This window comes from Caulobacter segnis ATCC 21756 (assembly GCF_000092285.1).
Lineage (GTDB): Bacteria > Pseudomonadota > Alphaproteobacteria > Caulobacterales > Caulobacteraceae > Caulobacter > Caulobacter segnis.
Map to the genome: position 1 here is coordinate 2,874,511 of NC_014100.1, position 19,156 is coordinate 2,893,666.

16 protein-coding genes and 1 pseudogene are annotated in these 19,156 nt (G+C 66.9%); 7 read left to right on the top strand and 10 right to left on the bottom strand.

The genetic code is table 11. From position 1 onward, the window contains the following. Positions 1–44 precede the first annotated feature (44 nt). Both sodC and CSEG_RS13155 read left to right on the top strand, forming a co-directional pair. The gene (sodC, locus tag CSEG_RS13150; RefSeq protein WP_013079727.1) at positions 45–569 is read left to right on the top strand and encodes a superoxide dismutase[Cu-Zn]; all 525 of its coding nucleotides are present in this window, start codon (positions 45–47) and stop codon (positions 567–569) included. Between the two features lie 48 nt (positions 570–617). Beyond that, entirely contained in the window at positions 618–1,142 is a 525-nt protein-coding gene (locus tag CSEG_RS13155; protein ID WP_013079728.1) for a hypothetical protein, read from the top strand. On the opposite strand, the gene CSEG_RS13160 is transcribed toward CSEG_RS13155, so the two are convergent. After that, positions 1,139–2,080, bottom strand: a complete 942-nt coding sequence (locus CSEG_RS13160; protein WP_167535126.1) for a DMT family transporter — start codon at positions 2,078–2,080, stop codon at positions 1,139–1,141. The genes CSEG_RS13155 and CSEG_RS13160 overlap by 4 nt on opposite strands. Before the next feature lie 7 nt (positions 2,081–2,087). Beyond that, entirely contained in the window at positions 2,088–3,350 is a 1,263-nt protein-coding gene (locus CSEG_RS13165; protein WP_013079730.1) for an adenosylmethionine--8-amino-7-oxononanoate transaminase, read from the bottom strand. Between the two features lie 72 nt (positions 3,351–3,422). On the opposite strand from CSEG_RS13165, the gene bioF reads away from it, so the two are divergent. Both bioF and bioD read left to right on the top strand, forming a co-directional pair. After that, entirely contained in the window at positions 3,423–4,577 is a 1,155-nt protein-coding gene (bioF, locus tag CSEG_RS13170; protein ID WP_013079731.1) for an 8-amino-7-oxononanoate synthase, read from the top strand. Further along, complete coding sequence (gene bioD / locus CSEG_RS13175) at positions 4,574–5,230, top strand: dethiobiotin synthase (protein ID WP_013079732.1); 657 nt, start codon at positions 4,574–4,576, stop codon at positions 5,228–5,230. Before bioF ends, bioD begins: the two co-directional genes overlap by 4 nt. A 3-nt stretch (positions 5,231–5,233) precedes the next feature. Here bioD and CSEG_RS13180 read toward each other — a convergent pair whose 3' ends face one another. Further along, positions 5,234–6,088, bottom strand: coding sequence for an NAD(P)-dependent oxidoreductase (locus tag CSEG_RS13180; protein WP_013079733.1), 855 nt, complete (start codon positions 6,086–6,088; stop codon positions 5,234–5,236). 114 nt (positions 6,089–6,202) lie between these two features. Here CSEG_RS13180 and CSEG_RS13185 point away from each other — a divergent pair, with 114 nt between their 5' ends. Beyond that, positions 6,203–7,102, top strand: coding sequence for a flagellar motor protein MotB (locus CSEG_RS13185; RefSeq protein WP_013079734.1), 900 nt, complete (start codon positions 6,203–6,205; stop codon positions 7,100–7,102). 99 nt (positions 7,103–7,201) lie between these two features. Next, on the top strand, positions 7,202–8,041 hold the full coding sequence (locus CSEG_RS13190) for an arginyltransferase (protein WP_013079735.1): 840 nt from the start codon (positions 7,202–7,204) through the stop codon (positions 8,039–8,041). Here the strand turns inward: CSEG_RS13190 and CSEG_RS13195 are convergent. Genes CSEG_RS13195 through CSEG_RS13210 form a run of 4 tightly spaced genes read right to left on the bottom strand, consistent with a single transcriptional unit; the run spans position 8,038 to position 12,026 of the window. After that, positions 8,038–8,805: an SDR family oxidoreductase gene (locus CSEG_RS13195; protein ID WP_013079736.1), complete on the bottom strand. Its 768-nt coding sequence runs from the start codon at positions 8,803–8,805 to the stop codon at positions 8,038–8,040. The two genes, CSEG_RS13190 and CSEG_RS13195, sit on opposite strands and share 4 nt — an antisense overlap. Positions 8,806–8,817: 12 nt before the next feature. Then, complete coding sequence (locus CSEG_RS13200; protein WP_013079737.1) at positions 8,818–9,753, bottom strand: NAD(P)H-dependent flavin oxidoreductase; 936 nt, start codon at positions 9,751–9,753, stop codon at positions 8,818–8,820. Then, the gene (locus tag CSEG_RS13205) at positions 9,750–10,712 is read right to left on the bottom strand and encodes a quinone oxidoreductase family protein (RefSeq protein ID WP_013079738.1); all 963 of its coding nucleotides are present in this window, start codon (positions 10,710–10,712) and stop codon (positions 9,750–9,752) included. The genes CSEG_RS13200 and CSEG_RS13205 overlap by 4 nt, the downstream gene beginning before the upstream one ends. 36 nt (positions 10,713–10,748) lie before the next feature. Then, positions 10,749–12,026, bottom strand: coding sequence for a serine hydrolase domain-containing protein (locus CSEG_RS13210; protein ID WP_407642857.1), 1,278 nt, complete (start codon positions 12,024–12,026; stop codon positions 10,749–10,751). Positions 12,027–12,256: 230 nt separating this feature from the next. Between CSEG_RS13210 and CSEG_RS22990 the strand changes: the two genes are divergently transcribed. Beyond that, entirely contained in the window at positions 12,257–13,696 is a 1,440-nt protein-coding gene (locus CSEG_RS22990; RefSeq protein WP_013079740.1) for a hypothetical protein, read from the top strand. 73 nt (positions 13,697–13,769) lie between these two features. Here CSEG_RS22990 and CSEG_RS13220 read toward each other — a convergent pair whose 3' ends face one another. From CSEG_RS13220 to CSEG_RS13230, 3 genes and pseudogenes are all read right to left on the bottom strand, one after another. Then, entirely contained in the window at positions 13,770–15,185 is a 1,416-nt protein-coding gene (locus tag CSEG_RS13220; RefSeq protein WP_013079741.1) for a serine hydrolase domain-containing protein, read from the bottom strand. Continuing rightward, positions 15,182–17,463: pseudogene (parC, locus tag CSEG_RS13225) on the bottom strand (DNA topoisomerase IV subunit A). Before parC ends, CSEG_RS13220 begins: the two are co-directional and overlap by 4 nt. Before the next feature lie 60 nt (positions 17,464–17,523). Then, positions 17,524–19,113: an alkaline phosphatase D family protein gene (locus tag CSEG_RS13230; protein WP_013079742.1), complete on the bottom strand. Its 1,590-nt coding sequence runs from the start codon at positions 19,111–19,113 to the stop codon at positions 17,524–17,526. Positions 19,114–19,156 lie beyond the last annotated feature (43 nt).

Here is a 19,156-nt window from a genome sequence, read left to right on the forward strand (position 1 = left end):
CCGTTTCGTCCCCAGTCCCCCGCTTGTTCAGAAGGAAACCCGCCATGCGCAGCCTCACCCTCGCGACGACCCTGGGCCTCGCCGCCCTGATCACCGCCGCGCCGGCCCTGGCCCAGACCGCCGCGACCGCCCAGGTCAAGAGCGGCGACGGCAAGGACATGGGCGTTATCGCCCTCACCGAGGCCCCTCACGGCGTGCTGCTGAAGCTGGAGCTCAAGGGCCTGACGCCCGGCTGGCATGCGGTCCACTTCCACGAGAAGGGCGACTGTGGAACGCCGGACTTCAAGTCGGCCGGCGCCCACGTCCATACAACCGCTCAGGTTGTCCACGGCCTGCTGAACCCTGACGCCAACGACAATGGCGACCTGCCCAACATCTTCGCCAACGCCGACGGCTCCGCCACGGCGGAGATCTACTCGACGCTCGTTTCGCTGAAGGGCGCCGGCGGCCGTCCCGCCCTGCTGGACGCGGACGGCTCAGCGATCGTCGTCCACGCAAGCCCCGACGACCACAAGAGCCAGCCGATCGGCGGCGCCGGCGCGCGCGCCGCTTGCGGCGTGATCAAGTAGTCGCTTAGCTCCCGCCAAGACTCACACGCGGCCTCGGCGGGAGCCCCCATGCGTACCTGGCGACTGACGATCCTCACCCTGCTGCTGGCCGCGACCGCCGCCTGTGACGGCCAGAAGAAGGATCGCAAGGCCGAAGCGCCGCCCGCGCCCGCTTCGCAGACCGCGCCCGCTACGCCGTCGCCGCCCACGACCCAGCCGACCGAGTTGGTCTCCCTTGCCTGGCGGCCGAGCAATTCCAACCAGAACCTGCAGGCCTTCGATCTTGAGGTTTCCGGCCTGGACGTGCTGGCCGTGTGCCACGTGCCGCCCGGCTGGACGATCAACGCCACCGGCGCCGGAGAAGGCGTCACGGCGCTGAAGGGCCAGGCCACGGTCGGGGCGGCCTTCGTCAGCCTCGACGACATGGAGGACATCGCCGGGCTGTTCCTGGTTCGCGCCCGCCCGAGCGAAACCTTCGCGGTCAAGGGCGACATCACCACGGGAACCTATGGCGGCGATCAGACCGAGATCCAGGCGACGACCGCCCTGCTCCGCCGCGAAGCCGCCGATCGCTGCCCGCCGCCGAAGGGCTAGGCCGCTTCAGCGAGCGCCTCTTCCGGCTTAATCCGCTTCTCGGTCATCGCGACTAGAGCGACGCCGACCATGGTCGCGCCGCCGCCGATCAGCAGTTGCGGCGTCAGCTTGTCGCCGAGGAACAGGATGCCGATCGTGCACGAGACCAGCGGCGTCAGCAGGAAATAGGGCGTCACCCGCCCCGCCTCGCGCCGCTGGACCAGCCAGAACAGCAAGGCGCTGGCGCCCACCGTCGAGACCACCGCCGCGAACAGCACGGCCGCCCAGGCGATCGGCGGCGCGGCCTTGATCCGCTCGACCTGTCCAGTCTCGAAGACAAGCGACATGGCCAGCAGCACCGGCGCGGCCACCAAGGCGGTCATGCCCTGCATCTTCAGCGGCTTGATGCCGGGCGTCTTGCGCACCAGCACCGTGGCCACCGCCCAGCAGGCGCCGGCGACGACGATCAGGGCGATCGCCGGCAGGTCGCCGGTGGCGTGAGGGTCGAGGCTCATCCAGGCCACGCCGACGAAAGCGACCACCAAGCCAACCACCGCGGGCAGACGCATGGTCTCGCCCAGCATGCGCCACGCAAAGACGGCGGTGAACGGGATCCAGAGCTGGCTCGCCACGACCAGAGGGCTCAGCGCGTCGGCCATGCTGAAGGCGACGTAGATGATCCCAAAGTGGATGGGACCGGTCAGCAGGACGATCGCCAGCACCTTGCGAGGCTCGGGAAACGGCGGCCGGACGAACGGAAACAGGAAGGCCAGCGCCGCCAGAAACCGCAGCCCGCCCATCAGCATCGGCGGCAGGTAGAGCGTCGCCACCTTGGCGGCGGCGTTATTGATCCCCCAGGTCAGGATGATCGCCAGGATGGCAAGGTATTCCAGACCGGTCAGGGGAGAGGACTTGGCGGACATGGCCCCGCTTGGACCAGACCCGCCGCCCTGGGTCAATCGCGGCTCAGGCGACGCCGACCACCTTGCGGACGGCGGATGTCAGCAGGGTGAGGTCCTCGTCCGGCGTTGTGAAGGCGGGCGTCAGGTAAATCACCTTACCCATCGGCCGGATCCAGACGCCCAGTTCGGCGAAACCCGCACAGAGATCGCCGACGGCCACAGGCGCATCGAACTCGACAACGCCGATCGCGCCCAGGGTCCGGACGTCAACGACGCCCTTCCCGCCCCGACAGGGCTCGAGCCCCTCGGACAAGGCGGCGCCGACGCGCGCTACGTTGGATCGCCAGGACCCACCCTCGAATAGGTCCAGCGAGGCGTTGGCGGCCGCGCATGCCAGCGGATTGGCCATATAGGTCGGGCCGTGCATGAGCGCCGCGCCAGGGTCGTCGGACCAGAAGGACTCAAACACCTTCTGGGAGGCCACGGCGGCCGACAGCGGCAACGTCCCTCCCGTGAGCGCCTTGGACAGGGTGACGATGTCCGGCTCAACGCCTGCCGCTTGCATGGCGAACAGGGTTCCGGTGCGACCGAAGCCCGTGAAAATCTCATCGAAGATCAACAGGACACCGTGCTTGTCGGCGAGCCGGCGCAGGGTCCGCAGCACCTCGGGTGAGTGCAGCAGCATGCCGCCGGCGCCTTGCACGAGGGGCTCGATCAGGATCGCCGCGATCTCGTGTCCCCGTTCGCCGAGCAGGACGTCGAGCGCCGCCTCGCTTTCCGTGTCGCGCGGCAGGTCAGCGATCACCTGGGCCGGCATCACGCCGGCGAACAGGCTGTGCATGCCCTCCTCCGGATCGCAGACCGTCATCGTCGCCAGGGTGTCGCCGTGATAGCCCCCTCGGAAGGCCAGGAACTTGGTCCGCCCCCGGGCGCCGCGATTGATGTGGAACTGCAGCGCCATCTTCATGGCGATCTCGACCGAGACCGAGCCGCTTTCGGCGAAGAACACGTGGTCGAGGTCGCCAGGCAGCATCCGCGCCAGGCGCTCAGCCAGTCGGTAAGCTGGCTCGTGGGCCAGGCCGCCGAACATCACGTGCGGCATCCGCTCGATCTGGGCGCGCAGGGCCTCGGCGATATGCGGGTGGTTGTAGCCGTGACAGGCCGTCCACCACGAGGCCAGGCCGTCCACTAGCTCCCGCCCGTCCGCCAGGATCAGCCGCGAGCCGCGCGTCGCCACGACCGGCAGCGGCGGCCGGGCCGTCTTCATCTGGCAGTAGGGCCGCCAGACGTGCGGGGCGCCGGCGGTCAGCCAGTCGGGATCGATCATGACGGTTTCCGTTTGCGGACTCGGGGCGCCTTGCCTATTCCCGCCCACCAGCCACGGCAAACGGGAAACGACATGCAGAGCCTCGACGCCTTCGCGGGCGAGAAGCTGGCCGCGCTGGAGGCCAAGAGCCTGCGGCGCTGGCTCAAGCCCACCCGCCGCCACGACGGCGCCGTGGTCGAGCGCGACGGTCGCCGACTGATCTCGTTCTCCTGCAACGACTATCTGGGCCTGTCCCACCACCCCGAGGTCCGCGCGTCGGCGGCGGAAGCCGCGCTGAACTACGGCGCGGGCGCGGCGGCCTCGCGCCTGGTGACCGGCGACCATCCGCTGCTCGGAGACCTGGAAAAGCGCCTGGCGCGGCTGAAGGGCACGGAGGCGGCCTGCGTGTTCGGGTCGGGCTATCTGGCCAACACCGGCGTCATCCCCACCCTCGTCGGCTCGGAAGACGTGATCTTCGTCGACGCCCTGGCCCACGCCTGCATCTGGGCCGGCGCGCAGCTGTCAGGCGCCAAGATCGTCAAGTTCGCCCACAACGACGTCGGCGACCTGGCCCGTCTGCTGGAGGCCGAACGCCCCCTCGCCCGCCACGCCCTGGTGGCGACCGACGGGGTGTTTTCGATGGACGGCGATATCGCGCCGCTGGACCAACTCTCCGCGCTGTGCGCCCGCCACGACGCCTGGCTGATGAGCGACGACGCGCATGGGGTCGGGGTTCTGGCGGAGGGGCGCGGCTCGGCCGCCCTGTTCCCCGGCGCGGAAATCCCGTTGCAGATGGGCACTCTGTCCAAGGCGCTGGGGTCTTACGGCGGCTATCTCTGCGGGTCCCAGGCCGTTGTCGATCTGCTCAAGACCCGCGCCCGCACGCTGGTCTACGCCACGGGCCTGCCGCCCGCCTCGACCGCCGCCGCCCTGGCGTCGTTGGACATCATCGAGCGCCAGCCCGAGCGGACGGCCCTGCCGCTGGCCAAGGCGCGGCTCTTCACGCGCCGCCTTGGCTTGCCGGAGGCCGAAAGCCCAATCGTGCCGGTGGTCCTTGGAAGCGCTGACGCGGCCCTATCGGCCTCGGAGGCCCTGGAAAACCAAGGCTTCTTGGTGGTGGCTATCCGTCCGCCCACGGTGCCGGACGGCACGGCCCGACTGCGCGTGGCCTTCAACGCGCTGCACGAGGACGTCGACGTGATGCGGCTGGCCGACGCGGTCGCCGCGCTGCGCGGAGCGTCCGCGTGAAGGCGTTCTTCGTCGCCGGGACTGGCACGGATCTGGGCAAAACCCACGTCGGTTGCGCGCTGCTGGAGGCCGCTCGCGCCCGCGGCTTAAGCGCCGACGCGTTCAAGCCCGTGGTCAGCGGGTTTGATCCTGAGGCGCCGGAGACCAGCGATCCCGCGCGCCTCGCCGCGGCGCTCGGCCGTCCGAACGCCTGGAGCGAGGTCTCACCGCGTCGCTACCGCGCCCCGCTGGCCCCGAACCTCGCCGCGCGGCTGGAGGGCGACGTTCTGCGGATGGATGATCTGGTGGGCGATTGCCGGGCCTGGCTGGCGGGTCGCAACGTGGATCTGGCCCTCGTCGAGGGCGCCGGCGGGGTGATGTCGCCCATGACCGATGACGCGACGAACCTAGACCTGATGTCCGCTCTCGCCCTGCCCGTCCTGCTGGTCGCCGGCAGCTATCTGGGCACGGCCAGCCACCTGCTGACGGCGCTGGAGGTCGTGCGGGCGCGACGCCTGACCGTCGCGACCATCGTCGTCAGCGAAAGCCTCGACGCCCCCGACCTCGACCAAACGGTCGAGATGCTTCGCGCCTTCGAACGACAGGCGCCGATCGTCGTCGCACCCCGCAAGGGCTGGGACGCCAGCGAACTGGCCAACGTCTTGCTGAGCTAAGCCCTATTTCTCCAGCCGCGCCACGAGGCTGGACGTGTCCCAGCGGTGACCGCCCATCGTCTGGACCTCCGCGTAGAACTGGTCGATCAGAGCCGTGCCGGGCAGCGTAGCGCCGTTGGCGCGCGCCTCGTCCAGGGCGATGCCCAGGTCCTTGCGCATCCAGTCCACGGCGAAGCCGAACTCGAACTCCCCGCGCGCCATGGTGGGCCAGCGGTTCTCCATCTGCCACGACTGGGCAGAGCCCTTGGAGATGGCGGCCAACACGTCGTCCGTCGGTAGGCCAGCGCGCTTGGCGAAGTGCAGCGCCTCGGCCACGCCCTGGACGACGCCAGCGATGGCGATCTGGTTGCACATCTTGGTCAGTTGCCCCGCGCCGACATCGCCCATGCGGCGGACGGCCTTGGCGTAGACCTCGATCACCGGCAGCACACGGTCGTAAGCCGTCTGGTCGCCGCCGGCCATGATCGTCAGCTGACCGTTCTCCGCCCCCGCCTGGCCACCAGAGACGGGCGCGTCGACGAAGCTTCGACCGCTCGCGCCCGCAAGAGCGGCCATCTCACGCGCGACCTTCGCGGAGGTCGTGGTGTGGTCGACGATCACGCCGCCCTCCGCCATCGCCGGCAGGGCCTGCGCCACGACGTCGCGGACGTCGTTGTCGTTGCCGACGCAGAGCAGCACGACCTCGGCGTTCGCGACCGCCTCGGCGATCGTGGAAAAAGCGGCGCCGCCGTGCTTTTCAGTCCATCGACGGGCTTTTTCGGGGCTGCGATTGTAGACGACGACCTCGTGGCCCGCGGCCTTCAGATGACCCGCCATCGGAAAGCCCATGACGCCCAGGCCGATAAACGCCGTCTTCATCGCAAACTCCTAGAGTGAAGCCTGGGATTACGCGGCCAAGACCCGCGACGGCAACCCCATCTTAACGACCTTTCGGCAGGTTGCGGGTCACTCGGTTAAACAGGCTTAAGCACGATGGCGGTCAGCAGCGAGCAACCGATCCTCATCAAGAAGGTGAAGAAGGTCTCGGGCGGCGGCCACCACGGCGGCGCCTGGAAGGTCGCCTATGCCGACTTCGTGACCGCGATGATGGCCTTCTTCCTGCTGATGTGGCTGCTCAACACGACTAGTCCCGAGCAGAAGCAAGGCATCGCCGACTACTTCGCGCCCGCATCCATCTCGTCGACCACCAGCGGTTCCGGCGGCATTCTGGGCGGCACGTCGCTGGGCGACGACGGCGCCAAGTCGGACGGCAAGATGTCGGCCATCCAGCAGATGGCGCCCGAGGTGCCGGACAACGTCGAGAAGGACGGTCAGTCGACCGACACCGCCAATCTTTCGTCGGCCAGCGAACAGGCGCTGCGCGACGCCCTGGCCAAGAAGGAGCAGGACAGCTTCGCCTCGGCCGCCCAGTCGCTGCGCCAATCGCTGCAGGACATGCCGGAGCTCGCAGAGCTGTCCAAGCAAATCCTGATCGACCAGACCCCCGAGGGTCTGCGCATCCAGCTGGTCGACCAGGAAGGCCGCTCGATGTTCCAGGAGAACTCGAAGGTTCCGAACGACCGCGCCCGCATCCTGCTGCGCGCCGTCGCCAAGGTCATCACCCAGTTGCCCAACCGCGTGACCATCTCGGGTCACACCAGCGCCAGCGCCTACGGCAAGAAGCAGGACGGCGACTGGTCGCTGTCGGCCTCGCGCGCGGACGCGTCCCGGCAGATCCTGCGAGCGGCCGGCGTCGACGATGACCGCATCTACCAGGTGTCGGGCAAGGCCAACTCCGAGCCGCTCTACGCCGACGATCCGACCCTTGCCGGCAATCGGCGCATTTCGATCGTCCTGCTGCGCGAAAAGCCGGTCCTGCCCGACGGTCTGTGACCGTTAGCCGCGCTCAGTCGAGGCGAAGCTTGCGCAACCGGACGCAATGCTTCCTAATCGGCTCTAGGGCGCATTCAGGCTAGAGGGGACCGGGCTTCCGTGACGCAGCATTTTCCGACGCGACAGCTTCGGTTCTTCCTGACCGCGCCCACGCCGTGCCCGTATCTCCCAGGCCGCGAGGAGCGGAAGGTGTTCGCGCACCTGCCGCTGTCCGACGGGCCGACCGTCAATGACAGCCTGACCCAGGTCGGCTTCCGCCGCTCGCAGAACATCGCCTATCGTCCAGCCTGCGAAACCTGCCGGGCCTGTCAGTCCGCCCGCGCGCCGGCTGGCGAATATGTGCTCTCGCGGTCTGAACGGAAGGTCCTGAACCGCAACGAGGACCTCGAGCGCCACCTGGTCGAAGCCGAGGCGACGCTTGAGCAGTTCGAGTTGCTGCGCCGCTACCTGTTGGCCCGCCACGCCGACGGCGGCATGGCCGAGATGACCTGGCCCGACTATGTGGCCATGGTCGAGGACACCGCGGTCCGCACCCACCTGATCGAATACCGGCGCAAGTCGCTGGACCGCGGTCCCGGCGATCTTGTCGCCTGCGTGCTGGTCGACGTTCTCGCTGATGGCCTGTCGCTGGTCTACAGCTTCTACGAGCCCGACGAGACCCGTCGCAGCCTCGGCTCCTTCATCATCCTGGACCATATCGTCCAGGCTCAGGAAGGCGGCCTGCCCTATGTCTATCTTGGCTATTGGGTGCCAGGTAGCGAGAAGATGGCCTACAAGGCGCGCTTCTCGCCTCTGGAAATCCTCAAGCCTGGCGGCTGGTCGCTGATGTCGGCTCGCGAGCGTGGCGCCCGGCCGCCGGCCTTGCGCGGCGACGCCAGGGACGCTTGCGACCTGCCCCTGAGCGACGCCGAGCCGGCGGATATCGAGGAACTGGGTTAGCGCGCGAAGCTGACCCCGCCGTCCACCGTGACGGCGCCGCCCATCACGTAATCGCCCGCTCGCGACGCCAGGTAGATGGCGGCGCCCGCCATGTCCTCCTCCGAACCGATGCGCCCCGCCGGGATGGCTTTGGACACGGCGTCGGCGTGATCGCGCGCGACCTTGTTCATGTCCGACGCGAAGGCGCCCGGCGCGATGCAGCTGACGGCGATGTTCTCGGGCGCCAGACGCAGGGCCATCCGCTTGGTCATGTGCAGCAGGCCGGCCTTGGACGCGCCATAGGGATAGGTTTCATCCTTGGTGACCGACTGCCCGTCGATCGAAGCGATGTTGATCACCTTGGCGACGTGATCCTTGGCCGCCGCGCGAAGCGGGCCGATCAACGCCTGGGTCAGGAAGAACGGCGTCTTCATGTTGAGGTCGACGGTCTTGTCCCAGCCGGCTTCCGGAAACTCATCAAAGGCCGCGCCCCAGGCGGCGCCAGCGTTGTTGACCAGGATGTCGAGCTTGTCCTCGCGTTCCTTGATGCGGTCGGCGAGACCCTGGACGCCTTCCATGGTCGAGATGTCGCCCGGCAGAGAGACGCATTCGCCAAATTCGCTGAGCGCCTCGGCCGCCGCGTCGCAGGCCGCGGCCTTCCGGGCGGTGATGTAGACGCGCTTGGCGCCATAGGTCAGGAAGCCCTTGACGATCATGGCGCCGATGCCGCGCGAGCCGCCGGTCACCAGGGCCACGCGGCCTTCGAGCGAGAAAAGGTTCTGCATATCGGATGTCCTCTAAAAGCCGCGCGCGACGGCCAGGGCGCCCAGGCGCCCGCAAATGTCGTGAAATTGGGAGACCGTCTCGTCGATGATCTCATGGACCGGCTTCACCGCGTCGATCAGGCCGACGGTCTGCCCCGCCAGGGCCGGCGCGGCCTCCATGTCGCCACCGAAGTAGACGTCCAGGATGTTCCTCAGAACGTCGGGCGGCATGACGCCGGCGTCGTGGATTTCCTTGGTCAGCTCAGACTTGATGGCGCGGATGCAGGGACTGGCCTTCTTGTTCAACACCCAGGTGCCGGTCTCCTTGGCGCCGGTGATGGCCGCCTTGTAGTTGGCGTGCACCGGGCTCTCGGCCGAGCTGACGAAGCGCGTGCCCATCTGGACCGCCTCGGCGCCCAGCGCGAAGGCGGCCGCCATGCCGCGCCCGTCGCAGATGCCGCCGGCGGCGACCAGCGGCACGTCGACCTTGGCTCGGATCGCCTGCAGCAGAACGAGGGTCGAGACCTCCTCGGGGTTCTTGAAGCCGCCGCCCTCGGCGCCCTCCACCACGAGACCGTCCACGCCAGCCTCGACGCACTTGACCGCCGCGTCGACGGTCGGCGCCGCGTGGTAGACGACGATGCCGGCGTCCTTCAGGGGGCCGATGAACTTGGCGGGACTGCCGGCCGAGGTGGTGACGAACTTGACGCCGCTCTCGCAGACGAAGCGCAGCATGGCGTCGTCGCGCAGAAACAGGATCGGCAGGTTCACGCCGAACGGCAGGCCGCTGCCCGCCATCTTGGTGATCTCGGCCTTGCAGTTCTCGGTCTCGCCCGAGGAGGTCTCGATGATCCCGAGGCCGCCGGCGCGAGAGACGGCGCTCGCCAGCGGGTAGCGGGCGATCCATCCCATGGGGGCCTGGATGATCGGATACTTGGCGCCCGTATGGGCCAGGACTCGGTTGCTCATGGAATCAACAACACGCGGCCAACGGCCTGACGGCTCTCGATATAGGCGTGGGCGGCGGCGGCCTCCGACAACGGGAAGGTCTTGTCGATCACGACTTCCAAATCGCCGCGCGCGGCCTGTTCGATCAGGGCCTGGATCATGTCGTGCACGCGATCGGTCATGATCTCCGCGCCCAGGAAGACCCCGGTCAGCGAGCGGTTGCCCGCCATCAGCGAGGAGACGTCGACCTTCATCGGCTCCCGGCCGGCGTTGCCGACCAGCGAGACGCGGCCGCGGTAGCCGAGAGAGCCAAGGCTTCCCGCCAGCGTGGCGCCGCCGACGGGATCGACCACGAGGTCCACGCCCTTGCCGCCGGTCAGCCTCATAACCTGCTCGACGAGATCGTCGCGACGGTAGTTGATGCCGTGGTCGAGACCAAAAGCCTTGAGGCGTTCGAGTCGTTCATCGCTCGACGCCGACGCCAGCACCGTCGCGCCAGCCCTCTTGGCCAGCTGAATCGCGGCGATGCCGACAGCGCCTGCGCCCGCCTGCACCAGCACCGTCTCGCCGGACTTCAGATGGCCCGCGCCGAAGAGGCACTCATGCGCGGTTCCGAAGGGAACTGGGATCGCGGAAGCCTTGCGGATGTCGAAGCCCTCTGGGATCGGCCAGGCGTTGCGGGCGGGCACGGCGCGCAGTTCGGCGTGCGATCCGAAGGCGTTCACCGTGACGACTTTCTGGCCGACCTTGAGGTGGCTCACCTCGGCGCCGATCTCGATGATCTCGCCAGCCGCCTGGTAGCCGACGATGTGGGGACTGCCCGCCATCTGGCCGCCGCCACGATTGAGCGTATCGCCGCCCTCGATGCTGACGGCCTCGACGCGGATGACCACGCCCTGCGGGTGACAGACCGGATCGGGAACGTCCTCGTAGCGAAAGACGTCCGGCGCCCCGGTCTCATAGTAGACAGCGGCCTTCATGGCGTTTCTCCCCAGCGTTTTCTTATCGGCCGAAGCCTATTTGGCGGGATTGACGAGCGCGTCGTAGACCAGCTTGGCGCTGTCGTCGTCGATGTCCTTGATCGCGGGATCGCCATCCTTGTTCAGGATGTGGATCATGCCCAGGAAGAAGAGGTCGTTCTTGGGGTCGATCCAGAACCAGGTGCCCGCTGCGCCGCCCCAGCTGAAAGTCCCCTCGCCTTGCGGGCCGGCCTTGGCGCTGTCCAGCACGACGGCGAAGTCGAGACCGAAGCCCCGCCCCCTAGCCGCGTTGAACGGCGGGACGTCGGAGCTCATGATCGCGTCGCTGAGGGCGTTGGTGCGCATCAACTTGACGGTCTCGGGCTTGAGGATGCGCTTGCCGTCCAGAGTCCCGCCGTTCAGCAGCATCTGGGCAAAGCGAGCATAGTCGGCGTTGGTCGAAACCAGACCGCCGCCGCCGGAGGCCATGACCGGGGGCTTGGTGATGTCCAGCACCATGAAGCCGCTGGCGGGGACCAGTTTCTGTTCCTTGGGGCTCCAGAGATAAAGCGAGGCCAGACGATCCGTCTTCCCGGCCGGCAGCCAGAAGCCTGTGTCGGTCATCTTCAGCGGTTCGAAGATGCGCTTTTGCATGAAGTCGCCGAGCGACATTCCCGACAGCTTCTCGACGATCAGGCCCTGGATATCGACCGACACGCTGTACTTCCAGCGCGTTCCCGGCTGGGCGACCAGCGGGAGCTCGGCGATCTTCTCGACAAATTCTTTTTGGGTTCGCGCGCCCAGGACATTGCGCGCATACGCCTTGTCGATGGGGTTATCGGGAACCAGCCCATAGGCGAAGCCACCCGAGTGGCTCATGATCTCGCGCATGGTCGGCGGACGATCGGCTGGGACCGTGTCGAACGACCCGTCCGGATTGACGCCCTTGAAGACGCGCAGCGACGCGAACTCGGGGATGTATTTGCTGACCGGGTCGTCCAGCTTCCACTTGCCTTCCTCATAGAGGATCATCATGGCGACGCCGGTGACCGGCTTGGTCTGGGAATAGATCCGGAAGATCGTGTCCTTGGTCATCGGCGGGCCATCGAAGCCCTTCTTGCCGTGAACCGCGTAGTTCACGACCTTGCCATGGCGAACCAGCATGGTGGTCACGCCGGGCAGATGTCCCGTGTCCACAAGGCCTTGCATATGGGCGTCAAGCTTGGCGAGGCCTTCGGCGGTAAAGCCTACGGTTTCGGGAGCCGCCGTGACGAACGCTGGGGAGTTCGGAGCCGCCGCGAGCGCGGGACCGCAAGCAAAGACAGCCACGGCCACGGCCGCGCCAATCAGTTTCCGAAACGCCAAAACACCCTCCCGAACACTCGTTTGACACGACCTTAGAGCGCGCGTCGTCGCGTTGAAACCGCTTTTTGAACGCGGAGCAGACGGCCTCCCGTCGCGCCCAATGGTGAAGGTTATTTAATGCTGCGCCGGATTGATCGAACGTCGTTCATGTATATTTTTTACTGCACGAGGGATTACGAAATAGACATGTTAGGCAACCCATGGCCACGCTCGCCAATCTGATCAGCATCTATCGCAACGTGCACCGCGTCCCCACGAACGCGGAGCTTCCCGCCAACGCGACGACGCAGTTGACCTTGATGGCCAACGGCATCGACGCCGCGCGCAACGGCATGATGGGGGACGGCTGGACCTACGCCAGCGCCGTGCAGTGGATCATGGACGGCGCCAAGGCGACGACCGCCGTGGCCGTGATGGCGTACGGCTTCATCGCCGACCTGCCCTTGAGCACGGAGGGATTGAACTATCTGGTCTCTTCGACGGGCGGCAATCCGAACAACCTGAACAGCGCGTACTACGCCAAGTTCAATGTCGAGAACCGTTACATCAACTTCTCGGTCAACCTGGCCAAGTCCGGCGAGGGGCGTGCGAACTTCCTCCAGGCGTACGGCGAGAACGGGACGATGTACGCCACCCTGCAGAAGGCCTACTTCAAGCTCTTCGGCGTCCAGCTCTCCCACGACGCCACCCTCGCCTATCTGGACGCGGACGTGCCGAACGGCCGCGGTGGGACCTATACGCGCGGAGAATATTTCGTCGAACTGGGCGGCGACGGGGGCAATGGGATCGGCAGCCGCGCGGCGATGGTCGGCGCCCTGATGGCCGAGGCGATGAAGAGCGGCCTAGGCCCCTACGCCGAGGCCGTGCGCGCCTACCTGAATGAGGTCGCGGTCACCGGTAAGGGCGTGCCCTACGCCAACTTTTTCTCGCTATATGGCCCGGGCGGCGACTACGCGCTGGGCGGCCCCTCTGATCCCGGCCTTCCCGGCGAGAAGGCGACTTTCGCCCACGATTGGAACGTCGACGCCTACAACCAGCAGCCCGACGACAACACCCATGTGCTGGCTAGCGACGGCAACGACGTCATCACACCCGAGATCACCAACGGCCCTGGCGGCCTGGACGCCGGGAAACATATCCGCACCGCCGGCGGCAACGACAGCGTGCGCGTGGACAACGGGTCCATGCGGGGCCACATCGACACAGGCGCAGGCAACGACCTGATATTGGTCGAGAAATTCGATGGCCGCATCACCACGGGCTCCGGCTACGACGGTGTGGATGTCGGCTCGTTCGCCGGCCTGCACCTTGCCAACGGCAAGGTGACCGACATCGCCCTGATCGATGACTTCCAGAAGGGGTTCGATATTCTCACCTTCCCCGGTCTGGTCGGACCCGGCGAGAAGAAGCAACTCTATTTCGTCACCACCGCCACCTTCGATGACGCCCTGACCGCCTATTCCAGCGTCACTGCGGCCAACAGCAACACCGTCTTCGAATGGAATGGCGACACCTACATTTTCCATCAGAACGGCGTGTTGGGCGTCGATGCCGGCGATGGACTTATCAAACTTGCGGGCGTCACCGGCCTTACGGTCGGCAACAGGTTCGAAGCAGGCGACATCGTCTTCGCGGCCTAGGCTTCAGCCCCCGAAGGCCGTGAAGAGCTCCTCCCGCGCCATGCGGGGGGAGCTTTCCTTGTCAGCAGCGGCGCTATCGCGCGAGGGTGGATTTGCCGGGCGGCTTCGCGGGCCGCTGAGCTTGCGGCGGCGGCGGAGACACCGCCATCGCGATCTGAGGCGGACGCTCGATCGCTTGATAGACCAGGTTTCGCGACTGCGCATCCAAGCCAGGACCCACGCCGCCCAGGCGCTGGATCATGCCGATGAAGAACAGGTCGTTCGCGGGGTCGATCCAGAACCAGGTGCCGGCGCTGCCGCCCCAGCTGATCGTGCCAGGCCCCACCGGCGCGCCCGAGGCGGCGGGATCGACAGCCACCGCCACGTCCAGGCCGTAACCCATGCCTGCGGCGAATGGGAAAGGACGCGGACCGGGCTTGAGCACGCCCATCGTGCCGTTGGTCGTGACCACGAAACCCGGCGGCAGATGGTTCTGGCTCATCAGGGTCACGGACTCGGGCTTGAGAATCCGCACGCCCTCCAGCTCACCCTTGTTCAGGATCATCTGGGCGAAGCGCGCGAAGTCGCCAGCGGTGGACAGGAGACCGCCGCCGCCCAGCGCCGCCGCCGGCGGGCGGCTCACATCCCGCCATGCCCCCTCGACGGCGGGAACCAGCTTTCCGGTCGCGGGGTCGGCGTCGTACAGCGCGGCGAGCCGCCCCATCTTCTCGGCGGGCACATAGAAGGCCGTATCCTTCATGCCGAGCGGCGCAAAGATGTGCTCTTCCATGAACACTGGTAGAGACACGCCTGACAGCTTCTCGACGATGTAGCCTTGGATGTCCGCGGCGACGCTGTAGCGCCACAGCTGGCCGGGCTCGGAGAACATCGGCAGCCCCGACACCTTGCGCACCAGCTCTTGCAGCGAGCCGGACTGCAAGACGCCCGCCTGATAGTAGGCCCGATCCGACGGACTGCTAGGGTCGTCCGCTATGCCGTACGCAAAGCCCGCCGTGTGGGTCATCAGCTCGCGCATGGTCGGCGGCCGAGAGATCGGGGTGAGGATCGGCTGCCCAGCGGCATCGACGCCGGAAGCGATCCGCAGATTGGCGAACTCCGGGACGTACTTGCTGATCGGATCATCCAGCTGCCACAGGCCCTGTTCGTACAGGATCATCATGGCGACGCCCGTGACGGGCTTGGTCTCCGAACGGATGCGGAAGATGGCGTCGATCAGCATCGGCTCGCCGCCCAACGCCCGCAAGCCGAAAGTCTTGGCGTCTACGATGCGGCCATGGCGGGCGAGCAGGGTCACGCCGCCGGCGATCTGGCCATGATCGACCATCGCCTGCATGTGCTCGTCCAACCGTTTCAGGCGCTCGGCGTTGAAACCCGCCTCCTCGGGCTTGGCCCGTGGGAAGGCGAGCGCCGGAGTCGCGGCGACGGCCGCGCAGCCGAGGACGCCGGCCAGGAAGCTCAGCGCGTGGCGACGCAGCCGTCCAACCGTCATTTCGGCTTGAACCGCTTGTTGGTGGCGAAGCCCTTCGGCGCCAGCTTGCCCGCGCCCGCCCGGCGACCGATCCATTCCTTCCACTCCGCCCAATCACGGCGGCGGCCGGCGGTGTCGATCCAGTAGGCGCCCGTCTCGGCGTTGAAGGACAAGCCGTCGCGCAGCCCCCCCTCGCGGTAGGCCTGCAACTTGACGCCCTTGCCGCGCGGCATTTCCGGCAGCTCCTCGATCGGGAAGATCAGGATCTTGCCGTTGTCGCCGATCACGGCCAGCTGGTCGCCCACGGCCTCCATGCAGAAGGCCGCGCCAGCGGCGTCGACGGTCAGGACCTGCTTGCCGGCCTTGCGGTTCGCCAGGGCTTCTTCCTCTGGCATCAGGAAGCCGTAACCCAGCTTCGAGGCCAGAATGCGCTTGCGGCCCGCCTTGAACGGGAAGACGTCGACGATCTTCACCTTGTCGTCCAGCTCGATCATCATCCGGACCGGTTCGCCATGGCCTCGGGCGCTGGGAAGCTTATCGCACCCCAAGGTGAAGAAGCGGCCATCGCTGGAGAAGATCAGCAGCTTGTCGGTGGTCTCGGCCGGGACCAGGAAGCCCAGCTTGTCGCCTTCCTTGAACTTCAGCTCGGACGGGTCGTCGACCTTGCCCTTGGCGGCGCGGATCCAGCCGCGTTCCGAGAGGATGATCGTGATCGGCTCGCGGACGATCATCGCCTCGATCGCGGCGTCGGCGTCGACGACAGGCGCGTCGGCGAAGATCGAGCGGCCCTTGACGCCTGTCGGGCGAGGCTTGTCCAGCGGATGGTTGATCTTCAGCAGGGTTTCACGGACCTGCCCCAGGCCCACGCCCACCAGCTTCCACTGCTTCTCGTCGCTGGCCAGCATGGCCAGGATGCCGTCGCGCTCCTCGACCAGTTCGGCGTGTTCGCGACGGATCTCCATCTCTTCCAGCTTGGCCAGTTGGCGCAGGCGGGTGTTGAGGATGGCGTCGGCCTGGATGTCCGTGAGACCGAAGGTCTCGATCAGCTTTTCCTTCGGCTTGTCCTCATAGCGGACGATCCGAATGACCTCGTCGAGGTTCAGGTATGCGATCAGCAGGCCGTCCAGGATGTGCAGACGGGCTTCGATCTTGGCCAGGCGGTGGCGCGCGCGGCGGGTCAACACCTCGCGGCGGTGGGCCAGGAAGGCCATCAGCGCCTGCTTGATGCCCATCACGCCCGGGGTGCCGCGGGCGTCCAGCACGTTGATATTGACCGGGAAGCGGCTCTCCAGCGCCGAGAGCTTGAACAGGCTCTCCATCAGCACTTCGGGCTCGACGTTCTTGGACTTCGGCTCGAGGACGAGACGGATGTCCTCGGCGCTTTCGTCGCGGACGTCGCCCAGAAGGGCGGCCTTCTTGCTGTCGATCAGGTCGGCCAGCTGCTCGACCAGATCCGACTTCTTCACCTGATACGGGATCTCGGTGACGACGATCTGGTAGGTGCCGCGGCCGGTGTCTTCCTTCTCCCACTTGGCGCGAATGCGCACGCCGCCGCGGCCGGTCTCATAGGTTTCCAGCAGGGAGGCGCGCGGTTCGACGATGACGCCGCCGGTCGGGAAATCCGGCCCAGGGACCTTCTCCAGCAGTTCCTCGGTCGTCGCGTCGGGATTGGCCAGCAACAGCTGACAGGCGTCGATCAGCTCGGCGGCGTTGTGCGGCGGGATCGAGGTGGCCATGCCGACCGCGATGCCCGAAGAGCCGTTCGCCAGCAGGTTCGGGAAGCCCGACGGCAGGACCAGCGGCTCCTCGTCCTGGCCGTCATAGGTCGGCTTGAAGTCGACCGCGTCCTCGTCGATGCCGTCGAGCAGAAGCGTCGCCGCCTCCGTCATCTTGCACTCGGTGTAACGCATGGCCGCGGCGTTATCGCCGTCGATATTGCCGAAGTTCCCCTGCCCTTCGACCAGCGGAATGCGCTGGGCGAAGTCCTGGGCCAGACGGACCAGGGCGTCGTAGATCGACTGGTCGCCGTGCGGGTGGAAATTACCCATCACCTCGCCGACCACCTTGGCGCATTTGCGCGCCGCGGCGTCCGGGTTCAGGCGCATGTTGCTCATCGCGTACAGCACGCGACGGTGCACGGGTTTCAGGCCATCGCGCACGTCGGGCAGCGCCCGCGCGAACCGATGGTCGAGAGCGCATAGGCCAGATAGCGGCGCGACAGAGCCTCGGTCAGCGGCTCGTCGAGAATGCGGTCGCCGTCGCCGGGGCCGCCGGGGGGAGGAAGGACAGGCTTGTTCATCGAGGGGATTCGTACTCCGGGGAAGGAGCCTAGCAGAAATCCCCTCGACGATTCGAGCGGTTAGGCCTGAACGATCCCCGGCTTTCCGGCCTCCAGCGCCCATTTCGCCCGGGTGGAGAGCTTCCCGTCCCGGCGCGTGACCGCGTCCAGCACCTTGAACTCGGTGACGAAGGCCTTCGAGGTCGCCTCGCAGATCGCATAGCCGCGCTGGCTGTTGTTAAACTTCAGCATCGGATTTCCGGCTTGGATCTTGGCGTATTCGTCACGCTGATCCGCGCCATCGCCACCCGACGTGATCGAGGTCACCACGAACTCCGAGGCGATCGGCGCGGCCTCGGACTTGGTCCCGTCGACATAGAGGTCGCCGGCGAAGTTCTGGTGCTCGTCGCCAGTCAGCACGGCCACGTTGGCGATCCGGGCGTCGCGGATTCTGCTTAGCAGTCGGCCACGAGGGATGCGGTAGCCGGCCCAGGAATCCGGATTGACCTGAACGCCCTGCGCCGGATCGCGATCGAGGTCCATCATCATCACCTGCTGGGCGATCACGTTCCAGGTCGCCTTGGAGCCCATCAGACCGTCCATCAGCCACTTTTCCTGCGCCGCGCCGATCACCTCGGCCCGAGGTTCGTCGAGCCCCGGACAGGCGGCGGGATACTTGCCGTCGCAGGGTTGCGCGGAACGGAACTGGCGGGTGTCCAGCAGGTTGAGATTCAGGAGCTGGCCGTAGGCGGCGCGGCGATAGATTTGCAGGCTTGTCCCGGCCGGGAAGCTCGACGCCCGGAGCGGCATATTCTCGTAATAGGCTTGGACGGCGGCCTGTCGACGCAGATTGAACAGCTTGGGGTCCGTGCCGTCCTGATCGTGATCGCCAACCCAGTTATTGTCGGTCTCGTGATCATCCCAAACGGCGAACCAGGGCGCGGCGGCGTGCGCGGCCTGCAGATCGGCGTCCATTTTGTATTGGGCGTAGCGGCGACGATAATCGTCCAAGCTATAGATTTCCGAGCCGACGTGCTGACGAATGTTCTCGACCGGCCCATTGGCGCTGTTCCAGACGCGGTTGCCACGTCCCTCGTAGATGTAGTCGCCGTAGCAGAAGACGAAGTCGGGATTGTCCTCCGCCATGCGGCGATAAGCGGTGTAGTAGCCCTGCTCATAGTTCTGACAGCCGGAGACGGCGAAGCGAACGCGGTCCAGGGCCGCGCCCAGCGCCGGCGTCGTGCGGGCGCGACCGACTAGGCTGCGCTCCTTGCCGGCGGTGAAGCGATACCAATAGTCGCGGTTCGGCTGCAGCCCGCCGACCTCGACGTGAACCGAATGGCCCAGCTCCGGCGGCGCGATCGCCGCGCCCTTGGCGACGATGTTGCGCATGTTGGGCGCATCGGCGACTTCCCAGTCGACCGCCACGGGCGCCATCGGCATACCGTAGCCGATCTCGAAGGGCTCGGGCGCAAGGCGCGTCCAGATCACGAAGCCGTCCGGCGACGGATCGCCCGAAGCCACGCCCAATTGGAACGGATAGGTCCTGAAGACCGCCTGTGCGAGCGCCTTGCCGCTCTCCAGCGGAATCGACAGGGCGGTGACGGCCGCGCCGCCGAACACGGTCAGCAGACGTCGACGGCTGAGGGCGTAGCGGTCGAGCACGGACATGGCGAAACTCCGGAGAACTGGAGCTTCGCGATAGCCTCGCAAT

Bases quoted from the DNA above. Each gene is read 5' to 3' on its own strand.
- CSEG_RS13205 (WP_013079738.1), bottom strand. From the start codon at position 10,712: ATGAAGGCCGCTGTCTACTATGAGACCGGGGCGCCGGACGTCTTTCGC.
- CSEG_RS13185 (WP_013079734.1), top strand. From the start codon at position 6,203: ATGGCGGTCAGCAGCGAGCAACCGATCCTCATCAAGAAGGTGAAGAAG.
- CSEG_RS13200 (WP_013079737.1), bottom strand. From the start codon at position 9,753: ATGAGCAACCGAGTCCTGGCCCATACGGGCGCCAAGTATCCGATCATC.
- CSEG_RS13180 (WP_013079733.1), bottom strand. From the start codon at position 6,088: ATGAAGACGGCGTTTATCGGCCTGGGCGTCATGGGCTTTCCGATGGCG.
- bioF (WP_013079731.1), top strand. From the start codon at position 3,423: ATGCAGAGCCTCGACGCCTTCGCGGGCGAGAAGCTGGCCGCGCTGGAG.
- sodC (WP_013079727.1), top strand. From the start codon at position 45: ATGCGCAGCCTCACCCTCGCGACGACCCTGGGCCTCGCCGCCCTGATC.
- CSEG_RS13230 (WP_013079742.1), bottom strand. From the start codon at position 19,113: ATGTCCGTGCTCGACCGCTACGCCCTCAGCCGTCGACGTCTGCTGACC.
- CSEG_RS13220 (WP_013079741.1), bottom strand. From the start codon at position 15,185: ATGACGGTTGGACGGCTGCGTCGCCACGCGCTGAGCTTCCTGGCCGGC.
- CSEG_RS22990 (WP_013079740.1), top strand. From the start codon at position 12,257: ATGGCCACGCTCGCCAATCTGATCAGCATCTATCGCAACGTGCACCGC.
- CSEG_RS13165 (WP_013079730.1), bottom strand. From the start codon at position 3,350: ATGATCGATCCCGACTGGCTGACCGCCGGCGCCCCGCACGTCTGGCGG.
- CSEG_RS13195 (WP_013079736.1), bottom strand. From the start codon at position 8,805: ATGCAGAACCTTTTCTCGCTCGAAGGCCGCGTGGCCCTGGTGACCGGC.
- CSEG_RS13155 (WP_013079728.1), top strand. From the start codon at position 618: ATGCGTACCTGGCGACTGACGATCCTCACCCTGCTGCTGGCCGCGACC.